Raw genomic sequence first — 25,907 nt, forward strand, 5'->3', positions numbered from 1 at the left:
TCCTAGTTCTATGCTTTTGAAGCGCATTTCGACACAGTTATGGCTGGCTGCGACGTTGTTAGCAGGCACGGCCCAGGCCCAACAGCTCCGCGCGCCGGCCTACCCGCTCGTCACCATCGACCCGTACACCAGCGTGTGGTCGTTTGGCGATCAGCTTTACGGGCAACCGACCAAGCACTGGACCGGCCGCACTCAAGGCTTACTCGGCTACCTGCGCGTGGACGGCAAAACGTATAACTTTCTGGGCAAACCCGACACGCCGCCTACTATGCTGGCGGCCAGCTCTGAAATCCAGCCCGCCACCTATCGCTACACCAACACGGCCCCACCCAGCGATTGGCAGAAACCTGCTTTCAACGCTACTACTTGGACGACCGGCAAAGGCTTGCTCACAACCGAAGACAACGCGCCGGGCGTCCACTCTAAATGGAAAGGAGATGACGTGTGGGTACGGCGCACCATTGAGCTAAAAGAGGCACCGAAAGGCTCGCTAAGCTTATACATGCTGCACGACGACGATGTAGACGTGTACCTCAATGGCGAACCGGCTTTCGCGTGTGCGCCCTGTTTTTCAGCTGAATACCAAGAGTTTCCGATTGCGGCGAAAGCTGCGGCTACTTTGCATAAAGGCCAGAATATCATAGCGTTGCATTGCAAGAACACCGGAGGCCCTGGCTTGCTGGATGTGGGCCTTGTGGGACCTAAACCAACCGATACGCGCCTGACCGCCACCCAGAAAGCGGTTCGGCTCACGGCTACCCAGACCAGCTACCAATTTGCCTGCGGACCCGTGCAGCTGGACGTAACGTTCACGTCGCCGTTGCTACTCGATGATTTAGCCGTTCTGTCGCGGCCCGCTTCGTATATCACGTTCCGTGCCCAGGCCACCGACGGCAAAACGCACGATGTGCAGCTATACATGGGCGCGTCGCCGCAACTGGCAATTAACACGCCGGGCCAAGTGGTGGAATGGCAGCGCAGCACCGCTGGCCCACTAACACTGCTCCGAACGGGCACCAAAGACCAGAATGTGTTGGGCACCAAGGGCGACAACGTCCGCATCGATTGGGGCTATGCGTATGTGGGAGTTGATAGCAAAGCGGCCACCACCCGCATCAGCGAGGCGAAAGTATCGCGGGCCGCTTTTCAGCAAACCGGAGCCTTGCCCAAAAATGACGATGCCCAAGCCTCCCGCGCCGCCAACGACCGACCGGTGGAGCTAGCGGCGGTATTTAATCTGGGTAAAATCGGGCAATCTTCTGTCAATCAACATATTATATTAGGCTACGACGATGTGTATTCGGTAGAATACTTCGGGCAGAAGCTGCGGGCATGGTGGCGCAAAGACGGCACCACGACCGAGCAAATGCTGCAAGCCGCTGAACGTGACTACGACCGTGTGGTAGCGGCTTGCACTAAGTTCGATAGCGACATGGCCCAGGAAGCGCAAGTTGCCGGAGGCTCGCAGTACGCGCAGCTTTGCGCTTTGGCCTACCGCCAATCCATCGCTGCGCATAAGTTGGTAGCCGGCCCAGATGGCAAACCGTTGTTTTTTTCCAAAGAGAATTTCAGCAACGGCTCCATCGGCACCGTAGACATTACCTATCCGTCGGCGCCGCTGTTTCTGCGCTACAACCCCACGCTACTCAAGGGCATGATGGACCCGATTTTCTACTACACCGAAAGCGGCAAGTGGACCAAGCCCTTTGCCGCGCACGACGTGGGCACCTACCCCCTGGCCACCGGCCAGACGTACGGCGAAGACATGCCCGTGGAGGAAAGCGGCAACATGCTCATCTTGGCCGCCGCCATTGCCGCCGCCGAAGGCAATGCCAACTATGCCAAGCAACATTGGCCGGCGCTTACTACCTGGGCACAGTACTTACAGAAAGCCGGTCTTGACCCGGAGAATCAGCTATGTACCGACGATTTCGCCGGCCACCTCGCCCACAACGCCAACCTTTCGGTGAAGGCCATTTTGGGATTGGCCAGCTACGGCCGATTAGCCGGCATGCAGGGCGACAATGCCACGGCCGCTACCTATCAGAAACTCGCTAAGGACATGGCGCAGCAATGGGTACAGATGGCTAAAGACGGCGACCACTACAGCCTGACGTTCGATCAGAAAGGCACTTGGAGCCAAAAGTATAACCTTGTGTGGGACAAGCTATTACGCTTGGACGTATTTCCAGCTGATATCGCCGCTACGGAGATCAACTATTACTTGACCAAGCAACAGCCCTACGGCTTGCCACTCGACAGCCGCAAAACCTACAGCAAGTCGGACTGGATACTCTGGACGGCGACCTTAGCTGACTCGCCCGCTGATTTTCAGAAGATTATTCAGCCTGTTTATCGCTACGCCAACGAAACCTCCGATCGCATTCCGCTCAGCGACTGGCACGAAACTACCGATGGCAAGTCGGTCGGGTTTCGGGCGCGCTCGGTGGTTGGCGGCTATTTTATTAAAATGCTGGAGAAAGACCTGGCTCGTAAGCCGTTGAAATAACTGCCTCATCCCTACCCCACCGCTATGCCACATTCCCGCCGCAATTTTCTGAAGTACGCTGCTGCCAGCGTTGGTTCTTCCTTACTGATGCACAACAGTTTAGCGGCCGCTGCGGCACGCACCTATACCAATCCGGTATATCCGCATTCTATGCCCGATCCGTTTGTGCTTAGCCACAAAGGCACTTACTACGCCTTTGGCACTGCTGGGCAAAACGCCAAGGACGGGCGCATTTTCAATCTGCTCACTTCGAAAAACTTAGTTGACTGGAAAGAGCTTGGGGGCGCGCTTACGCCGCCCGCCGGCTCGGAAAAGGCGGAGTTTTGGGCTCCGGAAGTTGTCTATCAGAACGGCACTTTTTACATGTATTACTCGCGTGGGGGCGGCGCCATTGGGGCTTCGGTGGGGCACCGGCTGCATGTGGCTACCAGCACCAAACCCGAAGGGCCGTATAAAGAAGTAGCGCTGCTCGACGTACCGGAAAGCAAGTTTACTATCGATGCCCATCCCTTTCAGGATACCGACGGCAAGTGGTACCTCTTCTATGCGCGCGACTTTATCGACACCGACAACGGTTACTTTCCCGGCACGGGTCTGGTAGTAGATCGGCTGACCAGCATGACGAAGTTGGCCAACGAAAGCCGCACCGTGATGCGGGCTCGGCACCCCTGGACGGTATTCGAGAAAAACCGCACGATGCCCCTCTACGACAACCGCACGTTCGCGGAGTGGCACACGCTGGAAGGCCCGTTTGTACGGAAGCACAACGGCAAATACTACTGTTTCTACAGCGGCGCGAACTTCCTGACGCCCCGCTACGGAGTAGATTATTGCGAGGCCGATACCGTCATGGGTCCTTACCGAGACACGGCCAACGACACCGGCGCTCGCGTGCTACACGCCGTAGCAGGCCACGTGCGCGGACCGGGCCACCATTCGCACGTCATCGGCCCCGATGGCAAAACCGAATATCTCGTGTACCACGCTTGGGACGCAGGCATGAAAGAGCGCCAGATGTGCATCGATAAGCTCGCCTGGACAAAAGAAGGTCCGCGCTGTCAAGGCCCAACTTACACGCCGCAGCCCATTCCATAAGCATCTTATGATCAAATACTTATGAAATGGGTTTAAAAAGCAGCCTGCCTCCTTTGGCGTGCGCCAAAGGAGGCAGGACAGGTAAAAACAGGAAGGGCTACTTGTAGAAAATAGCGGAAACCCAGTCGTTTTGGATGCGGTGGCTTTCGTATCGGAAACCCGCCTTTTCGGCGGCCGCGCGGATTAGGGCCAGATCTTCTTCGTAGAAGCCGCTAAACAAAATGGGGCAGCCCGGCTTGAGGTAGCGCTCGTAAGCGGTCATGTCTTCCAGCAATACGTTGCGGTTGATATTGGCCAAGATGATGTCGAAAGGTGCTTCGCCATCCAAAGCCGTGATGTCGCCCAACCGTGCTTCTACCTTGTTCTGCACGTTGTTTTCGACGGCATTGTCGGCAGCGTTTTCGGCGGTCCAGGGCTCTACATCGACGGCCAACACATAGTCAGCGCCCAAAAGCACGGCCATGATGGCCAGAATGCCGGTGCCGCAACCCATGTCCAGCACGCGCTTGCCTTGGTGGTCAATTTCCAGTTGGTTGGTGATCATGAGCGCCGTGGTATCGTGGTGGCCGGTACCGAACGACATGCGCGGCATGATCACAATTTCGTACTGCAAGTCGGGCCGTGGCTCGTGGAAAGGAGCGCGCACCGACACTTTATCGGCAATAACCAGCGGCTCGAAGTTCTTTTCCCACTCGGCATTCCAGTTCTGGCGGGTAATGACGCGGTGCTCAAACTCCAGCTCGCCCAGCGCTTCGTAGCGCGACATGACTTCGGCCACGGCATCGGGATTGAAATCGCCTTCGCCGATGTAGGCGCAAAAGCCGTCGTCGTTGTCTTCAAAGGTATCGTAGCCTACTTCGGCCAACTCAGCAATCAGTATATCAGCTAGTTCGCGCGGAGCTTGCACGCGCACTTCTACAAAATCCATGGGAATTGATTGGGTGTTCTAAAAAGAAAATGCCGTCCGAAACGGGACGGCAAAGTTCGCAGGAAAATCGGTGGCGTTTTACTGAAGCGCATTTATCGCTTCGTGCTGCTTTACTTTATTCTGTGACTTAGTAACTACCTTGTCATCCTGAGCGCAGCGAAGGACCTTATCTCGTTGCTACGGGATAAGGTCCTTCGCTGCGCTCAGGATGACAAGGTTAATAGTAATGGCACTTGTTGTATGCTACTGCTTGCGGCAGCCAGCAAAAGAGCGGGCGGTTGTGTAGTGGATAGCAAAGTCGGCTAGCGCGCGCTTGTCGCTCACAAACACCACGTAATCAGCGAAATCGCGGCTGGTGGTGATGTACCAATAGCCCGCGCGGTCGGCGAAAAGCTTGTTCTCTTCCTTGAACACCATGAGGTCGGCGAAGGCTTCGTCGGGCTCTTCGTACGCGGCCGCAAAGCAGTAGCTGCGGCGACGCGGGTCCCTTTCAAGATAGATTGAGCCGTAAATCAGGCACGGATCGACGGAGCGCACAGCCGATGCAGCCGCAACCGTAGTGGCTGGCAGCGAGGGGGTTGTGAAGGCGCTCAGCCACAACAAGCCGGAAAAAATCAGGGAGAAGAACATCAGCTAACGAAAAACCGCGACCATGCGCCGCATGCATTCCCCGGACAACTACTAGGCCACCTTTAGTTCAGCAAGTAGTTCAGCAGAAGCCGGCCGGCTCTAGAATGACTTGATGATCTCGGTGAAGTCGCGCGACTTGAGCGAAGCACCGCCAATCAGGCCGCCGTCGACGTCGGGTTGCGAGAACAACTCCTTGGCATTCTGAGCGTTAGCCGAACCACCGTACAGGATGGTTGTGTTCAGGGCCGCTTCGGCGTCGTAGGCCCGAGCGATTTGCTCGCGGATAAATGCGTGCACTTCCTGCGCTTGCTGGCTGGTGGCAGTTTTGCCCGTACCGATAGCCCAGATAGGCTCGTAGGCGATTACCACTTGGTCGAACTCTTCGTTGGAGAGGTGAAACAGGCCGTTTTGCAACTGCTTGGCAATGAACTCATTGGTATCATCGGCTTCGCGCGTTTCCAACGATTCGCCCACGCAGAAAATCGGTTTCAGGCCGGCACCGAGGGCGGCTTTTAGCTTTTGGCTGAGCAATTCATCGTCTTCGCGGAAATACTGCCGACGCTCGGAGTGCCCCAGTATAACATACTCAACCCCAACCGATTGCAGCATCTTCGCGGATACTTCGCCGGTGTAGGCGCCGCTTTCTTTCTGGTGGCAGTTCTGGGCACCCAAGTGAAAATGATCGTTTTGGGGCAACTGCTTGCCGATGGCGTGCAGCAGCGGAAACGGCGGGCAAACCACAATTTCTACCTCAGAGCCGGTCACCTCGTCGGCCACCATGTTCGTGATTTCAGAGATCAGAGCGAGGCCGTCCTGATACGTCATGTTCATTTTCCAATTGCCGGCGACGATGTTCTTGCGCATACTAGTAGAATGGTGTTGTAGGTACGTTGACGTCAGCAAAGAAACAATAAATACCCCGAGCGGCGCAGCAAAGCCAGCAGCTAATCTGCCCGGACGCGGTACTTTTTCAGCCCCAGCAACACGCCCCCCACGGCCACCACGGCCGCTCCGGCCAACGCTGCCCACCCCAACTCCGGATAGGCCCCGCGCTGCGACACCCAAATGGCCACCAGCGCCCACGCGATCACCAGCGGGTACGCAATTTCGCGGAATGTATTGCTGATAATCAGGCCCAACGCGACTACTACGGCGAATAAGGCCAGGGTCAAAATGATAGAAATATTCAATGCCGGCTGCCAGCCGAGTTGGCGCAGCCCAATGGTAACGTTGATGACCGACGCCACCGAAATCCAGCCCAGATAAAGCGCAAACGGCAGGCTCGTCCAGCGCGGGGCTGTTTCCTGCAATACACGCCGCCGAGCGCGGCCATAGACCATAATCAACGCGCCCAAAATCAGGAGCATTACCAGCACGCTGGGCACAATCAGCTCGTAGGCAAAGAGCACGACCCACGCGGCAGTAGCGACGCTGGCAACCGTCAGGGGTTTTGCAACTGCATCAGGCAGAGACAGTTGCCGCTGAGCGGGCAAGAGTTGCCACACCGCATAAATGGTCAGGCTCAGGAAAATCAGCCCCCAGATGCTGAAAGCGTAGCCCGCCGGCGTGAGCAGCGTCGGGTATTTGCCCGACACGTAGCCCATCGACTGCCCGTTAAACGGCCGCGCATTCGACCAATAATTCAGCACAATGTTGCCGATAACGGTGGCCGCAGCCAGCCACCGCCAGACGCGCGCCGGCGCGGATGCGCTTGTGTAAGAAACAGATGAAGCAGTAGTTGCCATGGGTACAAAACAAACAGAATGCGTGTTCTTCCCAACGCAGCTACCGCCTCGGTGTTGTAATCGCGCTTTTTTGGCGGGTATCAGGCCGCAAAGTATTGCTGAATTATGTCGTCTGTTAATTCGCGCGGTTCGGTTTGCTGTGTCATGGACGGCGGGTAGGCATTCCGGCAAAAACCCGCTTGGCGCTTGAAGTCGAACAGCGCGTGGCAATACCCGTTGATGATCATGGCCGCCGCGCTTTCTTCCTCGTCCCAGAAAATCTGGCCGGTGACGGCAATCTCTTTGTCGGCTACATCGTCGACGTTATAAATGTGCATGGCATCCACCACGACCATGCTTTCACCGCCTTGATTTACGGCGTAGAAATAGCCCGTAGTGCCGTCGTCCTCAAAGATCACTCCTAAGTCGCGGTTGCCGGGAAAGCTGCTGATAAAGATCTCTTTTCCACCTACTAAAAACTGTTCTTCTGCGGCTAATTTCATGATACAGAATGGATTGACTAACAAATAAAAAGGAGCCGCAATGCTGCGGCTCCTTTAGTTTACGGCAAACGGGCGTTTACAGCTTTTCGGCCAGGAACCGCGCCGTGTGGTTGGTGTCCTTGAGCTTTGCCATCTCCTCCGGCGTGCCTTCAAACAGCAAGTGCCCGCCGTTGATGCCGCCTTCCGGGCCTAAGTCGATAACCCAGTCGGCGCACTTGATGATGTCCATGTTGTGCTCGATGATCAGGACCGAATTGCCTTGTTCCACCAGCGCATTCAAGGCCTTGAGCAGCTTGTTGATGTCGTGGAAGTGCAGGCCGGTGCTGGGTTCGTCGAAGATGAACAGGATCTTGTCGTTTTGCAGCGTGTTGCCTTTGGTCAGGAACGAGGCCAGCTTCACGCGCTGGGCCTCGCCGCCCGAAAGCGTATTGGCCGACTGCCCCAAACGGATGTAGCCCAAGCCCACATCATCCAGTGGCTTGAGGCGTTCGGCTACTTTGGGCTGGTCTTTGAAGAACTCGATGCTGTCGGCGATGGTCATGTCAAGCACTTCATCGATGCCCTTCTCCTTGTACTTCACGTCCAGAATATCCTGCTTGAACTTGCGGCCGCCGCAGCTTTCGCACGTCAAGTAGATATCGGCCATGAACTGCATCTCAATCTTCACCTGGCCTTCGCCCTGGCATACTTCGCAGCGCCCGCCTTCGATGTTGAAGGAGAAATGCGAAGGCTTTAGGCCGCGCGCTTTGGCCAACGGTTGATCGGCGAACAGCGCCCGAATGGCATCATAAGCCTTTACGTAAGTAACTGGATTAGAACGACTTGACTTTCCAATCGGGTTTTGATCCACAAACTCGACGTGCGTCACTTGGCCGTTTACGCCGGTCAGGCGGTCGAATTTGCCGGTCGCTTCGCCAGCCCCGCCGCCGAGCTGCTTGGCCAGCGCGGGTGCCAGAATGCGGCGCACCAGCGTCGATTTGCCCGATCCCGAAACGCCCGTCACGACGGTCATTACGTTCAGCGGAAACTTCACCGACACGTTTTTGAGGTTGTTTTCGCGAGCCCCGGTCACTTCCAGGGCGTTACGCCACGGCCGCCGATCTTTCGGCACGGCCACCTCCATCTTGCCGCTTAAGTACTGGCCGGTGTAGGTTTTGGTGTCTTTCAGAATCTCAGGGTACGTGCCCTGAAACATCAGATGACCGCCGCCCGAGCCAGCTTCCGGCCCAATGTCGATGATCTGGTCGGCTTCCTCCATCATCTTCTCCTCGTGCTCCACCACAATCACGGTGTTGCCGAGTTTCTGCAACGAGCGCAGCACACCGATGAGCTGCTCGGCATCTTTCGGGTGCAGCCCGATGCTGGGCTCATCGAGAATATACATCGAGCCCACCAGCGCCGAACCCAGCGACGTCGCCAGCGAAATGCGCTGCGACTCGCCACCCGACAGCGTGCTGCTCAGGCGGTTGAGCGTGAGATAGCCCAGGCCTACGCGGTTGAGGTAGCCCAAACGGTTGGTAATTTCGGTGCTGAGGCGTTCGGCTACTTTGGCGTCGTGCTCGTTAAGTGCCAGATTATCAAAGAATTCCAGCGCCTTACTTACGGGTAGCAATACCAAGTCCGTGATGCTTTGGCCGTCGATCTTGACGTATTGGGCGTCGTGGCGCAGGCGCGTGCCGCGGCAATCGGGGCAAGTGGTGCGGCCCCGATAACGCGATTGCAGCACGCGGTACTGGATTTTGTGCGTTTGGGTGGCCACCCATTTGAAGTACGAATCAAGCCCTTCGAAGTACTTATTGCCCTTCCAAAGCAGCGTGCGCTCGGCTTCCGAAAGCTCGTTGTAAGGCCGGTGAATGGGAAAATCGAAGCGGATGCCGTTTTTCAGCAGGGGCTTCAACCATTCGCTTTGCTTGTCGGTGCGCCACGGCGCGATCGCACCTTCGTAGACGGTCAAGCTTTTGTCGGGGATGACCAAGTCTTCGTCAATGCCCAGCACCGAGCCAAAACCTTCGCAGGTCTGGCAAGCGCCGTACGGGTTATTGAAGGAGAAAAAGTTGACGTTGGGCTCCTCGAACACGATGCCGTCGAGCTCAAAGCGGTCCGAAAACTGGCGCGTTTCTTCGTCGAGCTTGATAATGCAGGTGCCGTGGCCCTCGAAAAACGCGGTTTGCACCGAATCGGAGAGGCGGAACATCAAATCTTCGTCGCCGGTCCGAATCACGGCGCGGTCGACCATGATGAATACTTCGCCCTGCACTTCCGGCTTGCCTTCGCCGATCAGATCTTCGATGAACGCCATTTCGCCATCGACGACAATGCGCGAATAGCCTTTCTGCAAAAGCAAATCCAGCTCTTTGCTCATCGGCCGGCCTTCTTCCGAAGGCAGCAGCGGCGCCAGAATCATGGTACGAGAGCCGTCAGGCAGGCCGAACATATAATCAACTACGTCGGCTACGGTGTCTTTGCGCACCTGCTCGCCGCTGATGGGCGAAAACGTGCGGCCAACGCGGGCAAACAGCAATTTCAGGTAGTCGTAGATCTCGGTGCTGGTGCCAACCGTGGAGCGGTTGTTTTTGATCGAAACCTTCTGCTCGATGGCAATGGCCGGCGAAATACCGCGGATGTAGTCGACGTCGGGCTTGTCCATGCGACCCAAAAACTGGCGCGCGTAGCTCGACAAGCTCTCCACGTACATGCGCTGCCCTTCGGCATACAACGTGTCGAAGGCCAGCGACGACTTGCCCGAGCCCGACAGGCCCGTGACGACGATAAACTTGTTGCGCGGCAGGGCCACGCTGAGATTCTTGAGGTTGTGAACGCGCGCGTTTTTAATAAGAATGTATTCGCGCGGGTCGAGCTGATCTATCGGGTCGGCCGCGGGGGCGGCTACTTGTAGAGATTCTTGGGCCATAGAAGCGTAAACAGCCTTTGCCTAGGGTTTGGTTTCCGGCGGGCGAAAGGAGTTTACGAAGGTACGAGGGTTGGGCGTATGGATTCAGCAACTCAGCTAAAGAACCGCTAGCTCATGCTCGCAAATCCTTAACATTGCATTACATCATTTTATGGTTTTCCAATGCCCATTTCTAGTCCGTTAGCCTCGCTTTATAGTGTCTTACAAAATATCCGCACCAACGCCGAAACTAATGCCGCGTTACTTCGCAAAAATGAAGCTGCAACTCGTGCAGCCCTGATTGATCCGATTTTGCGCACACTCGGCTGGGATACTACTGATATCCGCATGGTAGAACCGGAAAAAACAATCAATACTGCTTGGCGCGCCGATTATGCTCTCCACAATTCCGAGGGCAAAATAGAGTTGCTGGTTGAAGCCAAATGCTTGGGATCGGACCTTGAAAAATTCAGTGTGGTACAGCAGCTATTAAGCTACGCCTTTGGCTTCGGGGTGCAGAAGATCCTGATTACTGATGGCCTTAACTGGCATTTTTACAGCGAATTCAACCCAGGAAATCAGCACTATGGCGCCAGCTTCAACTTGTTGCAGGACGATTTGGTAGTCTGCGCTTTACACCTGATTCAGTGGCTGGATGCGGCGCACAGTGGACATGGGGTATTTGCACCAAATAATGAGCAAATTTCTTATACTCATTCCGTTACTTTAGAAACACCTCGGAGAGTTGAAACAAAGAATGTGATCTCTTCTGAACCTAAAATGCCTAATAGTCACTTTGTTGAGCTAGATCGTGTCCATACGCTACAACTACAACCCAACCAGAAGCCGACCCAATTGCGGCTACCAGATGGAACAGTAAAAGCTATCAAATCTTGGAAGGATATATTGATAGAAGCTTGTGAGCATTTGATAAAGCAAAATCCAACTATTTCACTGCCATTTCCAGATAAGGCCGGTAAAAAAACCGCACTGCTTTCTTGGCAGAAACCACCCCAAGGCATCAGCAGTCACTCGCTTAGCCTTCAGAACAAGCCCATATTTGTGTATACTAACTACAGTGCATCTGCTTGCTTAGCTAATGCTTTATACGTGTTCAGCAAAATGTCGGCTTCTGCTCAACAAGTTGCTCCAGCAGTGGCGTTTTAGCTGCTAATGTTTTGCTCTTTTACCGGCTAAAGAAAGCCTCTGCAGTACCCTGCCCAACGGTATCTTTGCGTTCTAATGATGGAGCAGGAAGAGCAGCGCAAAATCATTCACCTAGACATGGATGCATTCTATGCCTCGGTGGAGCAGCGGGACAACCCCGAACTGCGCGGCCGGCCCGTGGCCGTGGGTGGCTCGCGACAACGGGGCGTAGTAGCTGCGGCCAGTTACGAGGCGCGGCTGTTTGGCGTACGCTCGGCCATGGCTTCATCGGTGGCGCTGCGGCGGTGCCCGGAACTGGTGTTTGTGAAGCCGCGCTTCGACGTGTACAAGGCCATTTCGCAGCAGATACGCGCCATTTTTGCCGAGTACACGCCTCTGATTGAGCCGTTATCGCTCGACGAAGCTTACCTCGACGTAACGACCAACCTCAAAAACATTGCCTCCGCTACCCGGATTGCGCAGCAGATTCGGGCGGAAATCAAGGCCCAAACCCAACTGACGGCCTCGGCAGGCGTTTCTTATAATAAGTTCTTGGCGAAGCTAGCTTCTGACCATCAAAAGCCTGATGGTCTGTTTGTTATAAAACCAGAAGAGGGATTGAAGTTTGTAGAGGCGCTGGCGGTGGGCCAGTTTCACGGCATCGGCAAAGTGACGGCGGCCAAAATGAACCAACTGGGCATTTTTACCGGTCTCGATTTGCGGCAGCAATCAGAAGCCTTTCTGCGTCAGCATTTTGGCAAAGCCGGGGGCTACTATTACGCCATCGCCCGGGCCGAAGACCATCGCCCCGTCGTGGCCGATCGCTTGCGCAAGTCGGTGGGGTCGGAAACCACTTTTGAGCAGGATCTGACCTTGCCAGAGGAGCTAACGACGGGGTTGCAGCCTTGCGTGGAGGACGTCTGGGCCTACTGCGAAAAAGCCGGCACACTGGGCCGCACCGTCACGGTGAAAGTGAAATATACTGACTTCCAACAAATTACCCGCAGTCGATCCTATTTAGGCCCCATCACCAGCAAGGCGATTATCGAGCAGACTAGCAACGAGCTGGTCAGCGCGCTCCTGCCGCTGGCCAAAGGCGTGCGTTTGCTGGGGGTTTCGCTGTCCAATTTGGATACCAACGAGCCGCCCGCCGCGGGGCGTCAGCTAGCGTTGCCGTTTTAGCCTACCTCTAGGCTCTAGGTTATTTCTGCCGAACGGCGGCTTTTTTACCTTTTTTCGCAGCAGCTTTTTTCTGTTTGCGGCGCGGCGGTTTGCGCTTGCGTTTCTGAAACAACGCGCTGAACCGCTGCCGTTCGGCTTTGCGTTCGGCGCGGTCGAGCAGGCGCTGGGGCAAGCGCAGAATCAGGCGGTCGCGGACGTATTGGGCCAGGCGCGAAAGTGGCACTAAGTGGGTGGTACGCAGCAAGCCTAGCACTTCTCCCCGCCGCAATTGGCTCACGCCCGACAGGCCGCTGGCTAGCAGGAATTGCTTGATTTCTTCCAGGCGCAGCAGGCTCGCTACGCATGAGCGCTCCACGGTGCTGTTGTACTGCGCCGGGCGATGGGCTTGCAGATCACCTTGTGCGGTAACGATCAGTATGCCAACCCATTCCGGAAGCAGCGGCAGCAATTTATCCAAGTGTTTCTCGGTCACGACGAAGGTGACAAAATCGTAGGTCTGGCCGTAGCAAAGCAGTTGGTTGGTGACGCGTTGCAGCGTGTCGCCGTCGCCTTTCACCTCGTAGCCGTGCATGAACTCGGGGGTGATGTGCACGACATCGGCGCGGGTGGTGCCGGTGGGCAGCTCATCGACGTACACACCGCCTTGCAGCAGCGGATACAGCAAAGCCCGGATTTCGGGATCGTTCATGGAAGCATTAAAAATTAGCTTATATAATTATTTGATTATTAATTACTTATATATTCAAGCCTGACCTATTTGCGTGTTCAATCGTAGAAGCGAAGATTGCTTTTATCTATCGTTTTTACACACTTTAGCTCACAACCAATGGCCAATACAACCGCGCCGGCCTTTCCGGCAACTTATTCCCTCAGCGGAGATCTGACCGTCAACCGCATGGGTTACGGCGCCATGCGCATTACCGGCGAGGGCATCTGGGGCCCGCCGCAAGATCACGATGAATCGATCAGGGTGCTGCAACGCGCTGTGGAACTGGGCATTAACTTCATCGACACGGCCGACAGCTACGGCCCCAACGTGTCGGAAGAACTGATTGCCGAGGCTCTGCATCCGTACGCCAAAGGCTTGGTTATCGCTACCAAAGGCGGCTTGCTGCGCACCGGCCCCAACCAATGGCCCATCAACGCCCACCCCGACCACTTGCGCGAAGCGCTGGAAGGCAGCTTGCAACGCCTGAAGCTTGATCAGATTGACTTGTACCAACTGCACCGCGTAGATCCGGAAGTGCCGTTTGAAGACACGTTGGAATTTCTGCAAAAAGCGCAGGAAGACGGCCTTGTGAAACACATCGGCCTATCGGAAGTGACGGTGGAGCAGATTCAGAAGGCCCAGGAATACGTACCCGTCGTGTCGGTGCAGAACATGTACAGCGTCGACAACCGCAAGTAGGAAGCCGAGCTGAATTACTGCGAACAAAACAACATGGCCTTTATTCCGTGGTACCCCTTGAGCGGCGGCAACACCGACGCGCTTGCCAGCCTCGATCGCATCGGCCAGAAGTACGACGCTAGCCGCCAACAAATTGCCCTGAGCTGGCTGCTACACCGCTCGCCCAACATTCTGCTCATTCCGGGCACGTCGAAGGTGAAGCACCTGGAAGAAAACTACAAAGCCGTTTCGATTTCGCTTTCGGAAGAAGACATGGCCGAGCTAGAAAAGCTGAGCGACGCCCAATAAACCAGCCGAAAACTGGGTTGTAAGACGGCTTTTATAGCCCAAAGCGGCTTCTGACGACCTGAATACACGGTCGTCAGAAGCCGCTTTTTTGTACTCCCAATCTGCATTGTGTGTCATAAATATTTACACAATCGTTTGTGTTACATGGCATAAATCCTTATGATTGGCAGACCATTCCGTCTTCCCACCTGCCCTTTCATAAGACCCAATAAATCAGCAATTTATTATGGCAGACAACCTGCTTCTTCCGAAGGCAAAGCCCGCCTTATACGCCGCCGCTGGCCTGCTCTTGCTCTCTGGAATTGCGCAAACCGCTTTTTCAGCTGAGCACGATGGCGCCCGCCAAGGCACCAAGCCAGTGGCTGCCGAAGCCGGAAATCCGATCATCAAAAACAAGTATACTGCCGATCCGGCGGCGCTGGTGCACAACGGCACCGTGTACCTCTACACCGGCCACGATGAGGCTGCGCCGCGTCAGGAAGGGTACGTGATGCACGAGTGGCTGTGCTTTTCGTCGAAGGATATGGTCAACTGGACGGAGCAGCCGGTGCCGTTGCGCGTGAAGGATTTTGCTTGGGCCAAAGACGATGCCTGGGCGTCGCAGGTGATTGAGCGCAACGGCAAGTTTTATTGGTACGCGGCTGTGGAGCACGGCACCATCCACGGCAAAGCAATCGGCGTGGCTGTTGCCGATAGCCCAACCGGCCCGTTTAAGGATGCCCGCGGTTCGGCCCTGATTACCAACGACATGACCACGGAGGCCAAGATTTCGTGGGACGACATCGACCCCACGGTCGTCATCGATGGCAATAACCAGGCGTACTTGTTCTGGGGCAACACGATTTGCTACTACGCCAAGCTCAAGCCCAACATGACCGAGCTGGACGGCCCTATTAAGAAGGTAGAAGGCCTCAAAAACTTCACCGAAGCGCCCTGGATTCACAAGCGTAACGGCTGGTATTATCTGTCGTACGCGTACCAGTTTCCCGAAAAAACGGCCTACGCCATGAGCCGCACCCTCGACGGCCCGTGGGAATACAAGGGCATTCTGAACGAGTTGGCCGGCAACTCCAACACCAACCACCAGGCTATCATTGATTTCAAAGGGCAGTCGTACTTCATTTACCATAACGGCGCTATCTCGCCCGACGGGGGCAGCTTCCGGCGCTCCGTCTGCATCGACTACCTCAACTATAACCCCGACGGCACCATCAAGCGCATCGTGATGACCACGGAGGGCGTGAAGCCAGCAAAATAAGAACACTTACATAAACAATTGATTATCAATACTTTATGTAAAAAGCATTTTTAAGAAATAATGTCGGTCGTGCCGAGCGCAGCGAAGCACCTCTCCCGCTTCGTTGAGTTACCAATCAGGAGAGGTGCTTCGCTGCGCTCGGCATGGCCTTTTATATGCGATAACAACTCACTTTTTGTTATATACAAAGCCAAAAAGGCCCCGCAAGACGGGGCCTTTTTGGTGGCTTAAAAAGAACAAGAGAAGACGAGCAAAAACTTTTTTAGGTAGCCAGATGCGGTAGCACGACATCGAGCGTTTAGGATACATCCGGGTTTGGTTTTGTCATTTACCCGATCGATGTGATGATTTGGGGGTTTTGACGTTTTCGGCACCCATCTTGCCCGGTACTTTTCGTATGCGTTTGACTTTTTCCTTGAGCGGCGGCCTGGTGGCATTGCTGCTTGCTTCTGCTCCGGCTGCGTTTGGGCAACGCGCGGCTCTTCCGAACCTAACCGGCCAATGGACCGGAAGCCTGCGAATCCCAACGGGTTCTTCGCTTCAGCTGTTGCTGCACATGCGCGACGCCAACGGCCGCCGCTCCGCCACGCTCGACATTCCGACTCAGGATGTGCAGGACGTTGCAGTAGACCGGGTGGAGTCGCGCGGCGACAGCGTGTTGCTTTTTCTTACGGATATGAAGGCCCAGTTTGCGGGCCGCCTAGCTCCCGACGGACGGCAACTCAAGGGTACGTGGCGCCAGAACAACGCGCGCTTGCCGTTGATGCTACAGCGGGAAAGCGCCGAGCCAACTCCGGCCTACGCCAAAGGCAACGCCAGGTTGAAGCGGCCGCAGGAGCCCGTACCGCCCCTGCCCTACCGCTCGGAAGAAGTGCGTTTTTCCAACGCCAGTGCGGGCGTGCAGCTGGCGGGCACACTCACGTTGCCGCCCGGCAAAGGTCCTTTTCCGGTGGCGGTGCTGCTGACTGGCTCCGGCCCTCAAGACCGTGATGAAGCCGTATTTGGGCACCGGCCTTTCTTGGTAATAGCCGACTATCTTACCCGTCAGGGCTTAGCTGTCCTGCGCTTCGACGACCGCGGCGTGGGCCAATCAACAGGCGATTCGAAGAACGTGACGGCAGTTGATTATGCGCAGGATGCCCATGCGGCTATGACTTATTTGCGCAGTCGCCCCGATATCAATAGCAAGCAAATTGGCCTGATTGGGCACAGCGAAGGCGGGGCCGCCGGTGTGCGCACCGCCGCCCAGGGCCTGAGCCCGGCTTTCTTGGTGCTGCTGGGCACGGCCGGCTTGCCCGGCTCAGAAGTAGCAGTACGTCAGGCACTTGACATGGCCCGCTTCAAAACCAGCGACCCCAACGTGCTGGCCAACGTGGAGAAGCGCCAGCGCGCTGCCATTCAGGTAGTGCAGCGCACCTTAGACAATGCGCAGGCTCAGGAGCAGATTGTGAAAATTATGCTGCCCGATATTCCGTTGCCCGCCGAGCAAGCCAACCAGCTCAAGGCCGTGGTGCATGCGCAGGCAGCCACCATGACAACGCCCGCGTTCCGGTTTCTGCTCTCCGACAACCCGCAGCAAACTCTGCGCGCAGTAAAGTGCCCGGTGCTGGCCCTTATCGGCTCCAAAGATTTGCAGGTGGCCCCCGACGCCAACCTACAAGCCATCGACAAAGCTTTGAAAGCCAGCGGCAACCGCGACGTAACCGTACGTGAGCTGCCCGGCCTCAACCACATGTTCCAAACGGCCACGACGGGCAACATTGCCGAGTACTCGCAGATTCAGGAGACGGTTTCGCCGGTGGCCCTGCGCACCATGAGCGATTGGCTCATCAAACACGTGCGCTAGCTCAAAACCAGAAACTGATCTAAAGCCGAGGCCTGTTTTATAAGATTCTCACTATAAGGGTCTTATCAAACAGGCCTCGGCTTTACGGCTTTCTTACTTCGCCAGATATGGCGTTACCAGCCGCGTCCAGATGTCGTAGCCGGCGCGCGTCATGTGCAGGCCGTCTTCCACGTATAGCTCCGGGCGCGGTTTGCCATCAGGGCCCAACATCGCCGTGCCGACGTCCAGAAAGTGCAGCCGCTTCGGATGTTTTTGTATGTAACTCTTAATCATGTTGTTAGCACTTTGCATTTGCGGCCATAAGGCCCAACGCGCTAAGCTAGGTTTGATGGAAATGAACACCAAGTCCGTCTTGGGCAAGTCGTGGCGCAGGCGCTTTTCGAACGCGCGAAAGGATTCGTACACCTGCTCCGGCGTGGCGCCAGCAGCAAGGTCGTTATCTCCTTCATACAGAAACACTTGCCGCGGACGGTATTTCAGCACCAGCTGCTCGAAATAGAAATTGGCGTCGGGAAAACGGGAGCCGCCAAAACCACGGTTTAGCACCGGGTGTCCCGCCAGATCAGTAGCCAAGGTTTCCCATTTGCGAACCGAGGAGCTACCCGTAAACACAATGCCCTTGGTGGGAGGCGGCGTCAGGCTGTCTTGGTGCGCAAAGGCCGCCATTTCGGTAGTCCATTGCTGCGGGGTAGCAAGTTGCGGGGTTACGGTTTGGGCCCACGACGGACAGCCCAGAAACAGCAACAAGAACAGGAAGGCCCCGTGACGCAAACGAGTTGATAAAGCCATAAGAGTGAGTAAATGAGATATGCAAGCAAGCTATAAAACGGCCGCCATCGGATAAAGTCCAGCTTGGCCTATGTAAAAAAATGCCTTGGTGGCTTCACAATTCAGAGCCGGGCAAAAAGGAAACAATATCTTACTGCTTGATTAGCACTTTTTTCCGAACTTTCGGGCGTAATAGCGGCTATGCGCTACTGATATTTGTACTATATGCATAAACATTTATACAGAGCCTTTCTCACCTACTTCTTCCTGAGTATCTCTTTGCTAGCGATAGCTGAGCGGAAGCAGACCATTGAAGCGGCCGCGCTGAGTGGCCAATGGAAAGGCCCTTTGAAAGTACCCGGTGGTAGCCTCGACTTGGTTGTCACGGTGGTGCCGCTCACCAACGGTACATTTTATGCCGCGCTGGATGTGCCCCAGCAAAAAATTAGCCGCATGCCGGTGGAAGTGCAGCTACAGGGCGACGAGGTAACGTTTCGCATTGAGCAGGCCGGCAGCCGCTTCACGGGCAAGCTGGCCGCGGGTGGCAAGCAGCTCACCGGTACTTGGCAGCAGCCAGGCCTCACTACGCCCATAGTGCTACAGCACGCTGTCGCGTCGGCCCCAATGGCCAAACGCCTCACGCGCCTCACGCCGCCCTACCGCGAAGACGAAATCGTATTCCCAAACACGGTGGCTAAGCTGCGGCTCAGCGGCACACTCACGGTACCAGCCGGTCCGGGGCCTTTCCCGGCCGTGGCTTTGCTTTCCGATACTGGCCCCCAAGACCGCGACGCTGCCCTCCAGGAATACCGCATGTTTGGGATGCTGGCCGATTTCCTGACGCGCCGCGGCATTGCAGTGCTACGCTTCGACGACCGCGGCGTGGGCAAATCGGGGGGCACCTATGCCAGCACAACCACCGCCGATTTCGTGACTGATGCACAGGCTGCCATGGCTTTTTTGCGTTCTCGCAATCTCATTGATCCTCAGCATATTGGCTTGATTGGCCACGGCGAAGGTGCTAATGTGGCCCTACTGGCTGCCGCCCAACCTCAACCGCAGGCGCCGGCATTTGTGATATCCTTGGCGGGGTACGGGCAGCCGGGCCGTGACGTGCTCGTGCGTCAGCAAGTTGAGATTATGCGCCTCATCGGGGCGGATGCAGCCCAAGTAAAAGCTGCTCTCGATCTGCACGAGCGCATGGTGGACATCATTCGCCAGACGCCTAACGACGCCCAGGCCCGCGGCAAAGTGGCCGGCATTATTCGCCTCAACAACATGGACATCGATCCCGTGATGGCCCGCGCCCGCGCCGCACAACTCACCTCGCCGTGGTCGCGCTACTTCCTCGACTTTGACCCAACCCTTAAGCTGGCGGAAGTGCAATGCCCTGTGCTAGTTCTCAACGGCACCGCCGACCTGCAAGTGGGCGTTCAGAACCTCGCGATTTTGCAGAAAGGCCTCAAAAACAACCGCGACCTCACGGTGCGGAAGCTGACGGGCGTAAACCATTGGTTCCAGCCACCGTCGTCCGAATGGCCCTTGGTCAATGGGCAGCAACAGCCGGCGTTTTCTCCCAAAGCCCTGGAAACCATGCGCAGCTGGATTGTGGCCCGCAGCGCCAAATCCAAAGCCACCTCGGCCGCTAAGATTCGCAGCACATTGTTCGGCTCAAAAGACACCCAGAAACTTTCGCAGTAAAGGCGATCGACAACGGTGCGCTTGAAACGCCAAGGGCCCACGGAAATACTGCATTTCCGTGGGCCCTTGGCGTTTCTATTTGCAGTAAGTGCGGCACTTTCGCTTTGGGCTTTATTGAGGGCGCACGGGCGTAACCGTTTTGGGCAACACCGTATCGCGGCGAGGCAAACCGCTCTGCGACTGCACTTTACGCTTAGCAAGCGAATCGATGGCCGCCGTAGTGCGCCGGGAAAGGCGACCCAAGGCTTCGGACGTGGATTTGGCCTGAAGTTGTGCTTTCTTTTTGAGGCGGGCCAACGTGGCAGACAGCGATTCGTCACGCGCGGCGCTTGCTTTTCGGGCTACGCTGTCGCTGGCCGCTGAGGGTGGCAGAGCGCCGGGAGGCGCTGAAGCCGAAGCGGTTGGGGGCGCGGGCAGGGCTGGTCGGTTGGGGGATTTCGTGACTGCTGTGGGCACCTTTTGGGCTGCGCGTGCGCGGTCCGATTTACCGGCGGAAGCTACGGGCGCATTCGACTTGGCAGATGCGGTTGTATACGCACGTTTCCGCAAAACTACCTGGTTACCAATTACTTGATAAGTAGCCCCCGTTTCCTTAAGCAACACATCCAGCACCTCACCTACTGGCTGCGGGCCAGCCGTGTGCAGCGTAACGCGCTGTTGTAAAGGCACAAAGTTGCTGCTGTAGCTAAAAGCGACATCGCTGCTGCGTGAGATGTCGCGGAGCACCTGTTCCAGCGGCACATTGTCGGCGGCTACTTGCACCGGCCGGGACAGCACCGACGCCGACGCTTGCGCCAGCAGGGAATACGCAGGCAGCCCCAAAAGGAAAAGCAAAGCAAGAATGCGTCGCATGGCAATCGAAAGTATTACCTACTGAAAGTGAATAACTTAACTGCCGCTAAGCACAAGCTGCCGTTACTCGGGGCGCAGCTCGTAGCCGCTGGCTGCGTCGCCGGTGAGTTGCGCGTTGGTGGCGGCGCCGACAACCTGCAACACCTGCGCCGGGGCGGGGCTGTGGAACGTGCCCGTGAAGCGATACTCGAGCAGGCGCGGATCGGCAACAGTGATTTTGGTGCCGAACGTGGTGCGTAACGTGCGCAGCACATGGCTCAGGCGGGCATTTTCGAACACGAGCTCGTCGTTTTGCCAAGCCCGGAAATTGGTGTCTTGCACAACCGTCCGCCGTGGCGTAGCGCGAACCGGCGCAGTACCGTTGGCGGCGTACAGAATCCCGCGCTTGCCGGGCGTGAGCAGCACGGTATCGCGCTGCTGTGCAAGGCTTGCAAAGGCCACCCGACCCGTCACGACGGCAACTTCTACCGAATCTTCGGCCTTGTACGCCCGCACGTTGAACGACGTGCCGAGCACCTGCGTGCGCGAAGTAGCGCTCAGGACCGTGAACGGTCGCCCGTGGTCTTTGCGCACTTCAAAAAAAGCTTCGCCCACCAAATGCACTTCGCGCGGGCCACGGCTGAAATCGGCAGCGTACTGCAGCGTTGAATGGTGGTTTAGCCACACTTTGCTGCCGTCGGGTAAGGCCACCAGGCGTTTCTGCGCGCCCGTACGCACGGCCACCGGCTCAGCTCCTGACCTGCTTTTTCCGCTGTACATCCGGAACAGGAGCGTTGCCCCAATCAGCAGGGCCAGCGCCGCCGCAATGCGCAGCCACGATTGCGTAGAAGGCCGGTTGATGGGTACTATCTTAGTCTTGCTTGGAAGATGTTCTTTTTTATCTATTTGATTATCAAATACTTGCAAACCATCATCCGGAACCAGTTTTGCCAGCATCTGCGGCCGGAAGCGTTGCCAGGCGGCTTCGACCTCGGCATCCGAAAACAGATCGGCGACCGGTGCGGCGCCCACGCGCTCCCAGGCGCGCGTGGCGTCGGTGAGCAAGCCGAGGCGCTCGGGGCGCGCCGCTACCCACATTCGCAGCTGCTCTTGCTCCGTGGCCGTAGCTTCCCCGGCTAGGTGTTTCGCTAGCAAGTCCCAGGGCACTTCGGTATCGGCAGGCAGGGCAGACATGAGGGGCGTTAGAATCGGGCGCGGCGACGGCTGCGCGACTGGGTCACAAAATCCACAATTTCTGCGGCTTTCAACAATACCCCGAGCGGGCAACTCCAAAGCCGCCCCCGCTGCCCCGATTCTGGCGGCAAAATCTAGTTCGAGCTAAGCACCTTCCCTGAGCCCGAAATGCGCGAGTTGACGGTGGGGTTGCCACGGTAGTACACCGACCCGCTGCCGGAGATATCGGCGGTGAGGGTGCGGGAGGCATACAAATGGTTTTTGCCTGATCCTGAGATCGATACGTAGGTATCCTGCGTGATCAGGTCAAACGCGTCAACGTCGCCAGAGCCGCTGATCGACGAGGTATGGCTTTGGGCCGCACCGCGCAGGCTGATTTTGCCCGAGCCCGAAATGTGGCTTCGCAGGCCTTCGACTTGCTGCAACTGCATGTCGATTTTGCCCGAGCCCGCCACGTCGAGCTTGAGGCTGGGCGCCGTCCAGGCCGTGCTGCTGCGCACCTTACCCGAGCCCGACACATTCGCTTCCGAGAGCGTTGGCACGGTGATGTAGATTTTGATGGGCGAGTGGCTGCGCACGTTGTAGTGCCCGTACTCGATTTCGAGCTTGTTGCCGGTTATTTCCGTTTCCAGCACGTCGAGGATGTTGCGTTGGGCTTCGATCCGGACTTCTTGCTGAGGGCCCTGCGTGAGGTACACGTCGGCATCGATTTTCAGATCCAACTCGGTAAAGTTGTTGACGGTGCGCGTTTGGGACTCGGTAGGGCCGACGCCGCGCACCCGCGGCGCGATCACATCGTTGTTGCAGGCCGAGAAGAGCAGCGCCGGCACGAAAGTGAGAAGGAGAGCAAGTCGTTTCATAGTTAAGGAGTAGAAGAAAAGGAACGGATCAGATGCAGCATGCTTTTGCTCTTATGATCCGCAACCCCGCTTCTACCCCCACGCCCGCTCCGAAAAAATTTTCTCGTCCCACCCAAAAACTTATAACAGCAAGGAATACAGGTTTTTAAGCAACGTACTCAGCTCCCGACGCAGAATGCGCAGGGCCTTTCCCATCTGGTTTTCCACCGTTTTAGGCGAAAGCTCCAGCGCCTCCGCAATCTGCTGGTAACTCAATTCCTCGTAGCGGCTTAGCTCAAACACGGCGCGGCACTGCGGCGGCAATAGGTTCAGGGCCGCCGCGACGGAGCTTTCGGCTTCCTGGTAATGCAGGTCGTCGGTGGCCGCGCTGCCAGTTGGTTCGGCGCTGGGCGGGGCGGCGTCCCAGGCAACTTGGCGCTTGCTGCGCTCTTGGTGGCGCAAGGCCGCGTTGAAAGCTGCCCGGTACAGATAGGCCCGGTAAGTGGTGCTGATGGTCAGCGTTTCGCGATTGTTCCAGACGCGCAAAAACACGTCCTGTAGCAAATCTTCGGTCGCATCCCGGTCTTGCACTACCCGGTAGATGACCTGCCCCAGCGGCTTATAGAATTCCTTGAATAGCAGCTCCATAAAGGCCGCCTCGTCGGTGCTGCGCAGGTGTGCGAGCCGAGCTTCGAGAATGTCGGGAGCGAGTGCGGCCATAACAGAAGACTCCTTTGACAAACCCAACGCCAGATGAGCCCGGCTACAAATTTAAGCTATATAGCGAAACACCAATAGAAGGCTACTGGATGGCGTGGGCTAGGCTAAGCGGGCGTCGGCTCCGGCGGTTTGGGCGTCAGATCGAGCCGGCGCAGCTTATCGGCTCGCAACGCTGTGAAGCCGACCACCACCAACGTCATCACGCCGCCAAATACCACCGACGGCACCGTACCCATCAGTTTGGCCGCCACGCCCGATTCGAAAGAACCAATCTCGTTGGAAGAGCCAATAAAAATGTTGTTTACGGCCGAAACCCGCCCTTTCATGTACTCCGGCGTGAACGTATGGATGAGCGTGGAGCGCACAATCACGGACACCGAATCGAAAATACCGGTCATGAATAACAGGAACAACGACAGGTAGAAGTTTTTGGACAGCGCAAATAGAATGGTGGCAATGCCAAAGCCCGCCACGGCCCACAACAGCTTCCAGCCAGCCTTTTGCCGTAACGGAAAGTAAGTCAGGGAGATAGCCATAATTACGGAACCCACTGCTGGCGCCGCCCGCAAATAGCCCAAACCGTCGGGACCAATTTTCAGGATGTCGTCGGCGAAGATTGGCAATAAGGCCACTGCCCCGCCAAAGAGCACAGCAAACATATCCAGCGATTGCGCGGCCAGCACCAGCTGGTTGCGGAAGATGAACTGCACACCCGACAGAATGCTCTCCTTAAGCCCCAGCTTTTCTCCTTCGATGGGCGGCAAGGGCCGACCGGCAATGCTCAGGAATAAGAGCAGCGACAACCCCATCAGCACAGCATCGACGGCATAGGCCGTGGGCTTGCCTAAGTGGGCAAACAACAAACCGCCCACCGCGGGGCCCAGCACCGCGGCTGTCTGCCACGTCGAGCTATTCCACGTAATGGCGTTGGCCAATCGCGGGCGGTCGGGCATGAGCTGGGGCATGAAGGAAAACAAAGCCGGCCCCAAGAACCCCCGCGCCACGCCGCTCACAAAAATAACCGAGTACAGCGGCAGGGTATAAAATCGGTCGCGGGCGAGCAAGGCAGCCCCGGCCGGCTGGGTAAGTAGCCACAGCGCCACCGAGCACCCCAATAACACCGCTACCGTGGCAATGATGATGTTTTTGCGCCGCACCGAATCGGCCACGTGCCCGGCGTACAACGACACCACAATGCTCGGGATGGCTTCGGCCAACCCAATAAAGCCCAACGCCAACGGATCTTTGGTCAGCTCATACATCTGCCAGCTTACTACCACCCCCTGAATCTGGGTGGCAACGGTCATGCAAACCCGCGCCGAGAGCAGGCGACGGAATTCGGGCAAGCGCAGGGCGGCATATGGGTCGTGGCGGAGGGCAGATTCGGAAGCAGACATACTATCACTGAGGCAATTAGCGAAGGGCGCAAAGGTAGCCTAAAACCGTAGGAAGAGAGGTGAAATCCCTTGTCTAACGGTTTAGTTTTTTGTATACTTGTTTCCCTGCCCTCTTCCTGTTCCCGCACCTAGCCACGCTCTCATTTTGCAAGCTCTATGGCTATTGTGGCAGATTCTGCGCATTTCCTTGTCCGCCCCGAACAGCAGTTGCTGGAGGTTACGTGGCAAGCGCCCGTTTCGTCGCCGGAACTACGTTCCACATATCGCTCTGTTTTAGAACAAGTTACCCAGCAGCATATTTTCCGATTGCTGTTTGATGCCCGGCGCCGGGGTCGGGCCAGCTCGGCCGATGAGCTTTGGGTCGCCAACGAGTTCATGCCGCTTCTGCCTGCGCGCCTGCCGCCGGGCCTACGTCCCCGCCTCGCCTATTTGGTTGCCCCTGTTTTTTACGAGTCCGTGCGGGCCGAAACGCACAACGGTGATATGGTCACGGAAAGCGAGTTGCTGACCCTGAACCACTTCACCGACAGCCTGAGTGCTCGCCAATGGCTGCTCAGTGAGTAGCTGCCCGCGCTTCATCCGCAAGGTAAGTTTCCACCGTTTTCCTACGCCCATGACCGGAACCGCTACAAATTTTGTTGAACTGACCTTCCGGGCCGATTTGGATACGCTGCTGGGTCGGTGGCTGCGGGCTGTCACACACAGTGAGTTGCAAGTGGGCTACGAGGCCACCATGACCGCCGCGCTCTACAACAAGGCCCGGTGTTGGCTCCTGGACGTGCGCCGCCGCGGCCCCATTCCCGAAGAATCCACGCACTGGGTGATCGAAGCCTTTTTGCCGCGCTTGGTGGTAGCGCTGGGCGGCCGCGTGTACATGGCGTTTCTGGTATCGCCGGCTCACCTCAACAGCTTAGAGCAGGAGCAGCAACTGATTTCCCACAGGTCCGACGCGTACTGCGAAGTGCAGCTGTTTACGGAAGAAGGACCGGCCACCCAATGGCTGGCCGGCCATTGCCAGCCCGGCTGCGAAGTGCAACCTTCCGCCTGACC

The 25,907-nt window shown here is 56.8% G+C and carries 22 protein-coding genes and 1 pseudogene; 10 read left to right on the forward strand and 13 right to left on the reverse strand.

Annotated features, from left to right (window positions below):
- Positions 1-10: 10 nt before the first annotated feature.
- Together FHG12_RS05935 and FHG12_RS05940 are read left to right on the forward strand one after the other, a co-directional pair.
- The gene (locus tag FHG12_RS05935; RefSeq protein ID WP_139514854.1) at positions 11-2,509 is read left to right on the forward strand and encodes a glutaminase family protein; all 2,499 of its coding nucleotides are present in this window, start codon (positions 11-13) and stop codon (positions 2,507-2,509) included.
- A gap of 24 nt (positions 2,510-2,533) precedes the next feature.
- Positions 2,534-3,604, forward strand: a complete 1,071-nt coding sequence (locus FHG12_RS05940) for a glycoside hydrolase family 43 protein (RefSeq protein WP_230471310.1) — start codon at positions 2,534-2,536, stop codon at positions 3,602-3,604.
- Positions 3,605-3,701: 97 nt separating this feature from the next.
- Here the strand turns inward: FHG12_RS05940 and prmA are convergent, their stop codons facing one another.
- The 6 genes from prmA to uvrA all read right to left on the reverse strand — a co-directional run bounded on the left by prmA (position 3,702) and on the right by uvrA (position 10,300).
- On the reverse strand, positions 3,702-4,532 hold the full coding sequence (prmA, locus tag FHG12_RS05945) for a 50S ribosomal protein L11 methyltransferase (RefSeq protein ID WP_139514855.1): 831 nt from the start codon (positions 4,530-4,532) through the stop codon (positions 3,702-3,704).
- 243 nt (positions 4,533-4,775) lie between these two features.
- Positions 4,776-5,162, reverse strand: a complete 387-nt coding sequence (locus tag FHG12_RS05950; RefSeq protein WP_230471311.1) for a DUF6150 family protein — start codon at positions 5,160-5,162, stop codon at positions 4,776-4,778.
- A gap of 99 nt (positions 5,163-5,261) precedes the next feature.
- Positions 5,262-6,026: a triose-phosphate isomerase gene (gene tpiA / locus FHG12_RS05955; protein WP_139514856.1), complete on the reverse strand. Its 765-nt coding sequence runs from the start codon at positions 6,024-6,026 to the stop codon at positions 5,262-5,264.
- 80 nt (positions 6,027-6,106) lie between these two features.
- Entirely contained in the window at positions 6,107-6,907 is an 801-nt protein-coding gene (locus tag FHG12_RS05960; protein WP_139514857.1) for a hypothetical protein, read from the reverse strand.
- An 80-nt stretch (positions 6,908-6,987) separates the two neighbouring features.
- Positions 6,988-7,389 (reverse strand): DUF2251 domain-containing protein, encoded by a 402-nt coding sequence (locus FHG12_RS05965; RefSeq protein ID WP_139514858.1) that lies wholly within the window; start codon positions 7,387-7,389, stop codon positions 6,988-6,990.
- Between the two features lie 76 nt (positions 7,390-7,465).
- On the reverse strand, positions 7,466-10,300 hold the full coding sequence (gene uvrA / locus FHG12_RS05970) for an excinuclease ABC subunit UvrA (protein WP_139514859.1): 2,835 nt from the start codon (positions 10,298-10,300) through the stop codon (positions 7,466-7,468).
- Positions 10,301-10,462: 162 nt separating this feature from the next.
- On the opposite strand from uvrA, the gene FHG12_RS05975 reads away from it, so the two are divergent.
- Together FHG12_RS05975 and dinB are read left to right on the forward strand one after the other, a co-directional pair.
- Positions 10,463-11,446: a type I restriction enzyme HsdR N-terminal domain-containing protein gene (locus tag FHG12_RS05975; protein WP_139514860.1), complete on the forward strand. Its 984-nt coding sequence runs from the start codon at positions 10,463-10,465 to the stop codon at positions 11,444-11,446.
- Between the two features lie 78 nt (positions 11,447-11,524).
- On the forward strand, positions 11,525-12,607 hold the full coding sequence (gene dinB, locus FHG12_RS05980) for a DNA polymerase IV (protein ID WP_139517706.1): 1,083 nt from the start codon (positions 11,525-11,527) through the stop codon (positions 12,605-12,607).
- A 19-nt stretch (positions 12,608-12,626) separates the two neighbouring features.
- On the opposite strand, the gene FHG12_RS05985 is transcribed toward dinB, so the two are convergent.
- On the reverse strand, positions 12,627-13,295 hold the full coding sequence (locus tag FHG12_RS05985) for a sce7726 family protein (protein ID WP_139514861.1): 669 nt from the start codon (positions 13,293-13,295) through the stop codon (positions 12,627-12,629).
- A 222-nt stretch (positions 13,296-13,517) separates the two neighbouring features.
- On the opposite strand from FHG12_RS05985, the pseudogene FHG12_RS05990 reads away from it, so the two are divergent.
- From FHG12_RS05990 to FHG12_RS06000, 3 genes and pseudogenes are all read left to right on the forward strand, one after another.
- Positions 13,518-14,303: pseudogene (locus FHG12_RS05990) on the forward strand (aldo/keto reductase).
- A gap of 226 nt (positions 14,304-14,529) precedes the next feature.
- Positions 14,530-15,561, forward strand: a complete 1,032-nt coding sequence (locus FHG12_RS05995) for a glycoside hydrolase family 43 protein (RefSeq protein ID WP_139514862.1) — start codon at positions 14,530-14,532, stop codon at positions 15,559-15,561.
- Positions 15,562-15,958: 397 nt separating this feature from the next.
- Entirely contained in the window at positions 15,959-17,407 is a 1,449-nt protein-coding gene (locus FHG12_RS06000) for an alpha/beta hydrolase family protein (protein ID WP_139514863.1), read from the forward strand.
- Between the two features lie 93 nt (positions 17,408-17,500).
- Here the strand turns inward: FHG12_RS06000 and FHG12_RS06005 are convergent, their stop codons facing one another.
- Positions 17,501-18,196, reverse strand: a complete 696-nt coding sequence (locus FHG12_RS06005) for an SGNH/GDSL hydrolase family protein (protein ID WP_139514864.1) — start codon at positions 18,194-18,196, stop codon at positions 17,501-17,503.
- Between the two features lie 204 nt (positions 18,197-18,400).
- Between FHG12_RS06005 and FHG12_RS06010 the strand changes: the two genes are divergently transcribed.
- Positions 18,401-19,876: an alpha/beta hydrolase family protein gene (locus tag FHG12_RS06010; protein ID WP_139514865.1), complete on the forward strand. Its 1,476-nt coding sequence runs from the start codon at positions 18,401-18,403 to the stop codon at positions 19,874-19,876.
- A gap of 111 nt (positions 19,877-19,987) precedes the next feature.
- Here FHG12_RS06010 and FHG12_RS06015 read toward each other — a convergent pair whose 3' ends face one another.
- The 5 genes from FHG12_RS06015 to FHG12_RS06035 form a co-directional block, all read right to left on the reverse strand.
- A complete protein-coding gene (locus FHG12_RS06015; protein ID WP_139514866.1) occupies positions 19,988-20,728 on the reverse strand; it encodes a DUF4974 domain-containing protein in 741 nt (246 codons plus the stop codon).
- A gap of 63 nt (positions 20,729-20,791) precedes the next feature.
- Positions 20,792-21,901 (reverse strand): FecR family protein, encoded by a 1,110-nt coding sequence (locus FHG12_RS06020; RefSeq protein ID WP_139514867.1) that lies wholly within the window; start codon positions 21,899-21,901, stop codon positions 20,792-20,794.
- A gap of 134 nt (positions 21,902-22,035) precedes the next feature.
- Positions 22,036-22,761: a head GIN domain-containing protein gene (locus FHG12_RS06025; RefSeq protein ID WP_139514868.1), complete on the reverse strand. Its 726-nt coding sequence runs from the start codon at positions 22,759-22,761 to the stop codon at positions 22,036-22,038.
- Between the two features lie 120 nt (positions 22,762-22,881).
- The gene (locus FHG12_RS06030) at positions 22,882-23,460 is read right to left on the reverse strand and encodes an RNA polymerase sigma-70 factor (protein WP_139514869.1); all 579 of its coding nucleotides are present in this window, start codon (positions 23,458-23,460) and stop codon (positions 22,882-22,884) included.
- 104 nt (positions 23,461-23,564) lie between these two features.
- Positions 23,565-24,857, reverse strand: coding sequence for an MFS transporter (locus FHG12_RS06035; RefSeq protein ID WP_139514870.1), 1,293 nt, complete (start codon positions 24,855-24,857; stop codon positions 23,565-23,567).
- 156 nt (positions 24,858-25,013) lie between these two features.
- Here FHG12_RS06035 and FHG12_RS06040 point away from each other — a divergent pair, with 156 nt between their 5' ends.
- Both FHG12_RS06040 and FHG12_RS06045 read left to right on the forward strand, forming a co-directional pair.
- Positions 25,014-25,421: a hypothetical protein gene (locus FHG12_RS06040; protein WP_139514871.1), complete on the forward strand. Its 408-nt coding sequence runs from the start codon at positions 25,014-25,016 to the stop codon at positions 25,419-25,421.
- A 49-nt stretch (positions 25,422-25,470) separates the two neighbouring features.
- Positions 25,471-25,905: a hypothetical protein gene (locus tag FHG12_RS06045; protein ID WP_139514872.1), complete on the forward strand. Its 435-nt coding sequence runs from the start codon at positions 25,471-25,473 to the stop codon at positions 25,903-25,905.
- Positions 25,906-25,907: the final 2 nt, after the last annotated feature.

It is taken from the genome of Hymenobacter jejuensis (assembly GCF_006337165.1).
Classification (GTDB): domain Bacteria; phylum Bacteroidota; class Bacteroidia; order Cytophagales; family Hymenobacteraceae; genus Hymenobacter; species Hymenobacter jejuensis.

Excerpts from the sequence above, each read along its gene's own strand:
- FHG12_RS05935 (WP_139514854.1), top strand. The coding sequence starts at position 11 with ATGCTTTTGAAGCGCATTTCGACACAGTTATGGCTGGCTGCGACGTTG.
- FHG12_RS05940 (WP_230471310.1), top strand. The coding sequence starts at position 2,534 with ATGCCACATTCCCGCCGCAATTTTCTGAAGTACGCTGCTGCCAGCGTT.
- prmA (WP_139514855.1), bottom strand. The coding sequence starts at position 4,532 with ATGGATTTTGTAGAAGTGCGCGTGCAAGCTCCGCGCGAACTAGCTGAT.
- FHG12_RS05950 (WP_230471311.1), bottom strand. The coding sequence starts at position 5,162 with ATGTTCTTCTCCCTGATTTTTTCCGGCTTGTTGTGGCTGAGCGCCTTC.
- tpiA (WP_139514856.1), bottom strand. The coding sequence starts at position 6,026 with ATGCGCAAGAACATCGTCGCCGGCAATTGGAAAATGAACATGACGTAT.
- FHG12_RS05960 (WP_139514857.1), bottom strand. The coding sequence starts at position 6,907 with ATGGCAACTACTGCTTCATCTGTTTCTTACACAAGCGCATCCGCGCCG.
- FHG12_RS05965 (WP_139514858.1), bottom strand. The coding sequence starts at position 7,389 with ATGAAATTAGCCGCAGAAGAACAGTTTTTAGTAGGTGGAAAAGAGATC.
- uvrA (WP_139514859.1), bottom strand. The coding sequence starts at position 10,300 with ATGGCCCAAGAATCTCTACAAGTAGCCGCCCCCGCGGCCGACCCGATA.
- FHG12_RS05975 (WP_139514860.1), top strand. The coding sequence starts at position 10,463 with ATGCCCATTTCTAGTCCGTTAGCCTCGCTTTATAGTGTCTTACAAAAT.
- dinB (WP_139517706.1), top strand. The coding sequence starts at position 11,525 with ATGGAGCAGGAAGAGCAGCGCAAAATCATTCACCTAGACATGGATGCA.
- FHG12_RS05985 (WP_139514861.1), bottom strand. The coding sequence starts at position 13,295 with ATGAACGATCCCGAAATCCGGGCTTTGCTGTATCCGCTGCTGCAAGGC.
- FHG12_RS05995 (WP_139514862.1), top strand. The coding sequence starts at position 14,530 with ATGGCAGACAACCTGCTTCTTCCGAAGGCAAAGCCCGCCTTATACGCC.
- FHG12_RS06000 (WP_139514863.1), top strand. The coding sequence starts at position 15,959 with ATGCGTTTGACTTTTTCCTTGAGCGGCGGCCTGGTGGCATTGCTGCTT.
- FHG12_RS06005 (WP_139514864.1), bottom strand. The coding sequence starts at position 18,196 with ATGGCTTTATCAACTCGTTTGCGTCACGGGGCCTTCCTGTTCTTGTTG.
- FHG12_RS06010 (WP_139514865.1), top strand. The coding sequence starts at position 18,401 with ATGCATAAACATTTATACAGAGCCTTTCTCACCTACTTCTTCCTGAGT.
- FHG12_RS06015 (WP_139514866.1), bottom strand. The coding sequence starts at position 20,728 with ATGCGACGCATTCTTGCTTTGCTTTTCCTTTTGGGGCTGCCTGCGTAT.
- FHG12_RS06020 (WP_139514867.1), bottom strand. The coding sequence starts at position 21,901 with ATGTCTGCCCTGCCTGCCGATACCGAAGTGCCCTGGGACTTGCTAGCG.
- FHG12_RS06025 (WP_139514868.1), bottom strand. The coding sequence starts at position 22,761 with ATGAAACGACTTGCTCTCCTTCTCACTTTCGTGCCGGCGCTGCTCTTC.
- FHG12_RS06030 (WP_139514869.1), bottom strand. The coding sequence starts at position 23,460 with ATGGCCGCACTCGCTCCCGACATTCTCGAAGCTCGGCTCGCACACCTG.
- FHG12_RS06035 (WP_139514870.1), bottom strand. The coding sequence starts at position 24,857 with ATGTCTGCTTCCGAATCTGCCCTCCGCCACGACCCATATGCCGCCCTG.
- FHG12_RS06040 (WP_139514871.1), top strand. The coding sequence starts at position 25,014 with ATGGCTATTGTGGCAGATTCTGCGCATTTCCTTGTCCGCCCCGAACAG.
- FHG12_RS06045 (WP_139514872.1), top strand. The coding sequence starts at position 25,471 with ATGACCGGAACCGCTACAAATTTTGTTGAACTGACCTTCCGGGCCGAT.